At 60.0% G+C, this 6,994-nt stretch carries 8 protein-coding genes and 1 pseudogene; 3 read left to right on the plus strand and 6 right to left on the minus strand.

All coding sequences use genetic code 11. From position 1 onward, the window contains the following. A partial coding sequence (locus NW852_RS06475; RefSeq protein WP_414365094.1) for a GntR family transcriptional regulator occupies nt 1-1,008 on the plus strand: 1,008 nt, incomplete at its 5' end. A 144-nt stretch (nt 1,009-1,152) separates the two neighbouring features. After that, nucleotides 1,153-1,587 carry a hypothetical protein gene (locus tag NW852_RS06480; protein WP_414365095.1) on the plus strand — a complete coding sequence of 145 codons (435 nt, stop codon included), beginning with the start codon at nt 1,153-1,155 and terminating at the stop codon, nt 1,585-1,587. A gap of 42 nt (nt 1,588-1,629) precedes the next feature. On the opposite strand, the pseudogene ribB reads toward NW852_RS06480, so the two are convergent. The 6 genes and pseudogenes from ribB to NW852_RS06510 all read right to left on the minus strand — a co-directional run. Further along, a pseudogene (gene ribB / locus NW852_RS06485) lies at nt 1,630-2,778 on the minus strand (3,4-dihydroxy-2-butanone-4-phosphate synthase); the annotation flags it as partial. 123 nt (nt 2,779-2,901) lie between these two features. Further along, nucleotides 2,902-4,059, minus strand: coding sequence for a molybdopterin-synthase adenylyltransferase MoeB (gene moeB, locus NW852_RS06490; RefSeq protein WP_414365096.1), 1,158 nt, complete (start codon nt 4,057-4,059; stop codon nt 2,902-2,904). A 2-nt stretch (nt 4,060-4,061) separates the two neighbouring features. Next, the gene (locus tag NW852_RS06495) at nt 4,062-4,343 is read right to left on the minus strand and encodes a MoaD/ThiS family protein (RefSeq protein ID WP_414365098.1); all 282 of its coding nucleotides are present in this window, start codon (nt 4,341-4,343) and stop codon (nt 4,062-4,064) included. Nucleotides 4,344-4,561: 218 nt separating this feature from the next. Further along, entirely contained in the window at nt 4,562-5,050 is a 489-nt protein-coding gene (locus NW852_RS06500) for a M67 family metallopeptidase (RefSeq protein ID WP_414365099.1), read from the minus strand. A gap of 129 nt (nt 5,051-5,179) precedes the next feature. After that, the gene (locus NW852_RS06505; RefSeq protein ID WP_414370853.1) at nt 5,180-5,302 is read right to left on the minus strand and encodes a hypothetical protein; all 123 of its coding nucleotides are present in this window, start codon (nt 5,300-5,302) and stop codon (nt 5,180-5,182) included. 80 nt (nt 5,303-5,382) lie between these two features. Next, nucleotides 5,383-5,670: a DUF6464 family protein gene (locus tag NW852_RS06510; RefSeq protein ID WP_414365101.1), complete on the minus strand. Its 288-nt coding sequence runs from the start codon at nt 5,668-5,670 to the stop codon at nt 5,383-5,385. A gap of 372 nt (nt 5,671-6,042) precedes the next feature. Between NW852_RS06510 and hslO the strand changes: the two genes are divergently transcribed. Further along, nucleotides 6,043-6,994 (plus strand): Hsp33 family molecular chaperone HslO (hslO, locus tag NW852_RS06515; RefSeq protein ID WP_414426572.1); only part of this gene is annotated, 952 nt, incomplete at its 3' end.

The raw sequence follows: 6,994 nt of genomic DNA on the forward strand, positions 1-6,994 counted from the left end.
GGAGAAAAGTGCGTCATGATGCGCATTTCTATTCAGCCGGAGAGCAGGATCCCTGGCTCTGTCCAGCTCTTCAACTTGCTCTGTTTTGGCATTGCCTGCGGGCAATTTCCTCCCGGCTATCGCCTGCCCAGCACCCGTCAATTGGCCATGCAGACGGGCCTGCACCGCAACACCATCCACAAGGTTTACCACCAACTGGAGGCCATGGGTCTGGTGGAAACGCGCGCTGGATCTGGCATTTACGTCAGCGGCTCCGCCCGCCAGGCGGTTAACCGCTCTTCTTGTAGTCTGGGCGAAAACCTGGATCGATCCCAACAAGCCCTGCAGCAGGTGCGCCAGGGCATCGATCAGCTTCAGCAACAGGGCTTTTCTCTGGAGCAGGTGCGGGATCTGCTGCTGGCAGAGATCGACTGGCGGTTGCGCTGCAGTGCCCAAGTGCTGGTGTGCGTGCCCAATCGGGATCTGGGCACAGGACAACTGATGGCCCAACAAATCCAACAGACTTTGGGCATCCGGGTGCAGTTGGTGCCCCTAGAGGATCTGGCCGCCGTGCTGGATCAAATCCATTCCGGCACTGTGGTGACGCTCCACTATTTTCTCAGCGCCGTCGAGGCCATTGCCCAGCCGCGGGGGGCCCGTGTTCTCCCGGTGGAGGTATCTGACTACGCCCGCGAAATTGCCCTGATCCGCCAATTGCCTCCCCACGCCTGTCTAGGGCTGGTGAGCATCAGCACCGCCCTCCTGGAAGTTGCCGAGGTGATTGTCCACAGCCTGCGGGGAGACCTGCTGGTGCTGACGGCGGTGATTTCCGATGCCGAGCGGGTGGGATCCCTAATCCGCCGCGCCCACACCCTCATCTGCGACGAGGCCAGCTACCCCACCCTGCGCGCCCTAGTGCGCCAAGCCCGCCCCGACCTGATCCGCACGCCCCACCTGGTCTGCACCGCCCCCCACATCGGAGAAGCAGCCATGGCCGAGCTGCGACGGGAATTGGGCGGGATCCCATGAGCAGCAAGGGCGAGAAAACGCCTTAAGTCAGTCTTGTTGCAAGCAGGCCATTTCGCGGATGACGGGCTGTGCAATGGTGTGCTTAAGTGGAAATACGGTAAAAGCCACTCTAATCTGATCCATCGCTAGTCAGTCTTTACACGTATGGTGATCCTCGACTACACCTCCGCCGATCGCGACCATGTGGCGGTGACACGGGAAGGTTTCTGGGAAGCCATCCGCTTCCAGGGCCATTTTTACGTCTTTAACCGCAGCTTTTCTCGGCTGCAGGACGCCATCGACAGTTGCCGCTACGACATGGATCGCGGCTCCCTGATCAGCATTGTGGTGGTGCGATCCCAGAGCTACGAGGTGTGGTCGCAGGTGGGATCCGACATTCCCGTCTTGCCAAAGCCCCTCTTGAGCCCCACGGCCAGGGACTCTGTCTTGCCAGCGCGCCTGGCTCCATCTTTGCCCAAACGTCCTTCCTGGTCGTTCTGGCACTGGGGATGCAAGGCTTATGGGGTCGAGGACGAACCGGCTGCACCGCGGCCCCTGTTCCACCACACCGCCCGGCCCTACAACGCTCTACAGGCTTAAGCCGGAATGGGTCGCGTTTTCTAGAGAACAGGATGGCTGCACGTGCAAATTGAGATCCGGCTCTTCCACCAGCAAGGGCACCCGCTCGGCCACTTCCAGGCCAAATCCTTTCAAGCCGCTGATGTGGCGAGAGGTGTTGCTGATCAAGCGCATTTGGCGCACCCCCACATCGCGTAGGATCTGGGCGCCAATGCCGTAATCCCGCAGATCCATCGCTGCCGGCGGCGCGGTTTCAGCTAGCCCCAGATCCTGCAGGGCATAGGACTGAATTTGCCGGATGAGGCTAAGCTCCTGCTCTTGCCGGCGCAGGTACACCAGCACCCCCTTGCCCTGGTGGTCGATCATCTTCAGGGCGGCGGTCAATTGGCGGCGGCAGTCGCAGCGCAGGGATCCCAGCGCATCCCCCAGGGGGCATTCCACATGCACGCGCACCAGGACGGGCTCGGCGGCAAATTGGGTCGGATCCCCCTTCACCAGCGCCAGGTGCTCCACCTGGTTGAGGGTGTCGCGGTAGCCGTAGACCTGAAACCGGCCAAACTCCGTCGGCAAGGTGGCAGTAGCCCCCCGATGCACCAGCCGTTCGGTGCGCAGGCGGTACTCGATCAGATGGGCGATGGTGATGATCTTCAGATTGTGCTGGCGGGCATAGTCGATCAACTGGGGCAGGCGGGCCATCGAGCCATCCGGGTTTTGGATCTCGCAGATCACCCCTGCCGGGTACAGCCCCGCCAGCAGCGCCAGATCCACCGCCGCTTCCGTGTGGCCGGCCCGTTTGAGTACCCCACCCTCCCGCGCCCGCAGCGGAAAGACATGCCCAGGGCGACGCAAATCTTCCGGTCGCGTATGGGGGTGGATGGCCGCCTGGATGGTCCGAGCGCGATCGGCAGCGGAAATGCCCGTCGAAACCCCTAACTCTGGCCCAGCATCGATGCTGACGGTAAAGGCAGTCTGGTTGCTGTCGGTGTTTTGCCCCACCATCAGCGGGATCTTCAGCTCGTCCAGACGGGATCCCTGCATGGCTAGACAGATGAGGCCCCGCCCATGGGTGGCCATGAAGTTGATCACCTCTGGCGTGGCAAACTGGGCAGCACAGATCAGATCCCCTTCGTTTTCCCGATTTTCGTCATCGACCACGATGACCATGCGGCCACACTTGAGGTCTTCCAGGGCTTCGGGGATGGAGTGAAAGATGGTTTCTGTCTCTGCCGGCAAAGTGGCACTCATGGAAAAAGGGACGCAAAAGGGAGATATTGGGCACAGCCGGCTCTGGGCAGCGGAGCCATCATATCCTGGACCAGGGATCCGGAAGTTGTCTCAGTACTTGGGAATCGAGGGATCGTAAGCCTCAGCCCAGGCGAGGATGCCACCGCGTAGATTTTTCCCCTCGATCCCGGCAGTTTGTAGGATCTTCAAGGCCTTGGCCGAGCGCACTCCACTCTTGCAGTGGACGATCAGCTCCGAGCCGTTGAGCAGCTTGCGCACCTGCTCCACCCCATCACCATTTTCGATTTGCGGCAACGGGATCAGGTGGGCGCCAGGGATCCGACCGATCTCCCACTCGTTGGGGTTGCGCACGTCGATCAACACAAAATCTTTGCCGGCATCCATCCGCGCCTTCAGCTCGGCCACACTGATCTCCGGGATCTCCGCTTGGCTAGCTTGCGCTTGCGGGATCCCGCAGAACTGCTCATAGTCGATAAGTTGAGTGATGGGCGGGGTGGCGGGGTTTTTGCGCAGCTTTAGCTCGCGGAAGCTCATTTTTAGAGCATCGTAGAGCAGCAGCCGCCCGCTCAGGGTCGTGCCGATGCCCAACAGGATCTTCACAGTCTCCGTAGCTTGAATGAGGCCGATGATGCCGGGCAGGATCCCCAGCACTCCCCCCTCGGCACAGGAGGGAACCAGCCCCGGTGGGGGTGGCTCGGGGTAGAGATCGCGGTAGTTGGGCCCATCCTCGTAGTTGAAGACCGTCGCCTGCCCTTCAAAGCGGAAGATCGAGCCGTAGACATTGGGCTTGCCCGTCAGCACACAGGCATCGTTGACCAGGTAGCGGGTGGGGAAATTATCGGTACCGTCCACGATCACGTCGTAGTTGGCAAACAGCTCCAGGGCGTTGTGGGCCTTCAGAGCGGTGTTGTAAACGTCCACCTGGCAATAGGGGTTGATCTCCAGGATGCGATTTTTGGCCGATTCCACCTTGGGCTTGCCCACCCAGGAAGTGCCGTGGATCACCTGCCGCTGCAGGTTCGACACGTCCACCACATCGAAATCGACGATGCCGATCCGCCCCACGCCGGCTGCCGCCAAGTACAACAACAGGGGCGAGCCGAGGCCGCCTGTGCCGATGCAGAGCACCTTGCCTGCTTTCAGCCGCTTCTGCCCCTCCAGGCCCACCTCCGGCAGGATCAAATGGCGAGAAAACCGCTCCATCTCCTCGCGGGAGAGGCTGACTTGGCTGGTGTCTAGGTGCAACATAGTCAAAACCCTCCGGCAATGGCAGGAACGATGCTGATGGTGGCTTTCTCTCCCACAGGAGTGTCGTCGCCTTGGGCCAAAGTGCGCACATCCTCGTCGTTGAGGTAAATGTTGACGAAATTGCGCAACTTGCCGTCTTCGGTGTAGAGGTGGCGCTTTAGCTCGCCATAGCGGGCGATCAGATTGCGCATTACTTCGCCAACGCTGTTGCCCTCGATCTCGACAGCTTCCAGGTTGTCGGTGTAGGGACGCAAGGGGGAGGGAATCAGGACTTTGGTTGCCATGGGAGTTCGGGGAAGGGTTCTAGCGATCTGGTTGATCTACACCTTGAGGTTCTGAGCTGAACTATTCCAAGTGTCACCTCATCAAGTTCAGAGTACCGCTTTTTCCGACAACCCTCACCACAGTCATTGCCCAACAGGGATCCCAAAGCTTCTCAGCCATAAGCCTCACTTTTGGAGGGAAGGTTGGCGGGAAAACAGCAGTCAGCTCCGCCCAGGCTCTAGCCAGCCCGAGCCACAAGCGAGGGCAGAGATTTGTCTTCCCAAATCTGCATCGGCTCCCGTTGGGGCTGCTCCTGCTCATCCAAAATCCAGCTTGCCACCTCCTCTGCCTTGCCCTCGCGCACGCTAACAATCACGCAGGAAAAGCCCCAAGGAAAAGCGTGCTGCCGGTCGAACTCCGAAGGAACAGCCGCGTGGTTGGGGTGGGAATGGTAGGTGCCCAGGATCCCCAGGCCTTTGCGCATGGCATGGTCGTTGGCCCGCTTGAAATCCGCCGGGTCGATCAAGAAGCGGCGGCGGCTGGATTCCCCGTCTGCCAAGGGGTTTTCGGCTTGATCCCAGGTGTTGGCCACTGCCCAGAGTTCATGGACGATCTTGTCCGATCCCTTGAGCTCGCCGATCAAAATACCGCAGCCCTCGTAGGGAAAGGCTTGCTCGCCATGCTGGCGGATGGCGCGAAGATGCTCTGCCGAGAGGTAAAGGACCATGAATCTCGCTTTTGCCGATGGAGTTACCGTTCTTTCTCTTTCATTTTGACACGAAAAGAGGCTTGCTAGCCTCCTACTTAGGTGCGGGCAGAGCCCTGGGCTGATGAACTGGGGAACTGCGCAGAGTCCCTAGCGCTCCGGGAAAACAGCCATGCCGTTGCCTTGGCGTTTAGCCAGCCGGTCGGCAGGGGGAGTGGCAAAGGTTGACCGGAGATAGGATCCCTTATCTTGCCGCCGGTCTTCCTTTGGCATAAGTGGGAGTGTAAACCCAGCGCAACCTGGGGATACGGTAGGATGCAGAAGTCCATCTGAACAGATTTGGATGCGGCAAACTAACCGGGAACATTAGGGTGACGAGCCGGCAGCGGAGGAACAAGCGGAGAATAGTGGGGGCAGCCCTGGCAGGGCCCTTGCGGGTTGACGGCACAGCGCAACCAAGCCGACTGGGCGCTGAAAACACAGGAGGGATCCCCTAGCGGCTGGCCGAATTCACCGGCCCGTTGGCGGCGCAGCAGTACCACTTGTCGTCGCCAATCCTGCAAAAAGCGGCTGTAGGCACGTTCCCGCCAGCGACGCTTGGCCGCATGTTCCGAGACATAGGCAGTGAGGTTATCCAACATGGAACAGTCACCCAGGGAGTAAGGCCAACAGGCTGGGGGTCGCGTTGGATCAGTCTAGATCCTCAGGATGGCACACTCTGGCAAGAGAGGGAGAAATTGCAGAAGAATTGCAAACTCTCCCTACCTTACTGAGGATGAAGCACCACTTTGCCAACTGGAGGGCGGGGCGGCAGCATGGGCAAGGTGATTGGTTTGAGCCGAAAAACTAGCGGAGCAAGCTGCCGGCTAGTGGGCAGGGGGATAAGCCGCCTATGATGGTATGGTGCAGGCTGGCTCCGACTTATAGCGAAGTTGCAGCGAGCCCACGGGGAAAGAAGTAAGTCGCCAGGGGATCCCTGCAGGCTTGCTTTCGAGACGTGAGTTGAGGTTGTGATGACGGATACCTCTGGGTCAGAGCAATGGAAAGGCTTGAAAGCCATCTCTGAGGGTTCTCCCCTCTCCCTTCCGGATCACCTGATCCGAGCTACGGCGGCAGAAGGCAAGATCCGCGTGGTGGGCTTAGTGTCCACCCAGGCAGTCCAGGAAGCGCGGGAGCGGCACAAGCTCTCCTACGTGGCGACAGTGGCGCTGGGGCGGGCCATGAGTGCAGCCCTGTTGCTGGCAGCTAACCTGAAGCGACGCCAGGCGCGGATCAACCTGCAACTGAAGGGAAATGGCCCCTTGGGCAGCATCTACGTAGATGCCGGCATGGACGGCACGGTACGCGGCTATGTGAGCAACCCTGCTGTTGAACTTCCTCTCACCCCTGAGAGCAAGTTAGATGTGGGTCAGGCCGTTGGGCGTTACGGCTATTTGCATGTGCTGCGGGACTTGGGCTACGGCCAGCCTTACACCAGTGCTGTGGAACTGGTTTCAGGGGAGGTGGGAGACGATATCAGCTACTACCTCTCCTCGTCGGAGCAGATCCCCTCGGCAGTTCTTTTGGGGGTCAACCTCGATTCCCAGCGGGTGCGCGCCGCCGGTGGAGTGTTGATGCAGCTCATGCCGGGAGCACCAGCCAGTCTGATCCCGGAGATGGAGGCCCGTTTGGCCAAAGTAGAGGAATTCAGTCCAATGCTGGCCTACGGCGGCGGTTTGCTGGAGCTGTTGCAAATTTGTCTGGGCGACCTGGATCTGAAGATCACGCCGGAGGTGCGCACCATCCGCTTCTATTGCCAGTGCAACTCCGACCGGGTGAAGGGGGCGTTGCGTATGTTGGGGCGGGACGAGCTCATCGACATGATCCGTACTGATAAGGGAGCAGAGGCGGTTTGCCAGTTCTGTAACGAGGTCTATCGCATCTCGGAGGACGAGCTGCGCTCGATTGTGGCAGAGATGTCGGCAA

The sequence above is a fragment of the Synechococcus sp. H60.1 genome (assembly GCF_047462335.1).
Classification (GTDB): domain Bacteria; phylum Cyanobacteriota; class Cyanobacteriia; order Thermostichales; family Thermostichaceae; genus Thermostichus.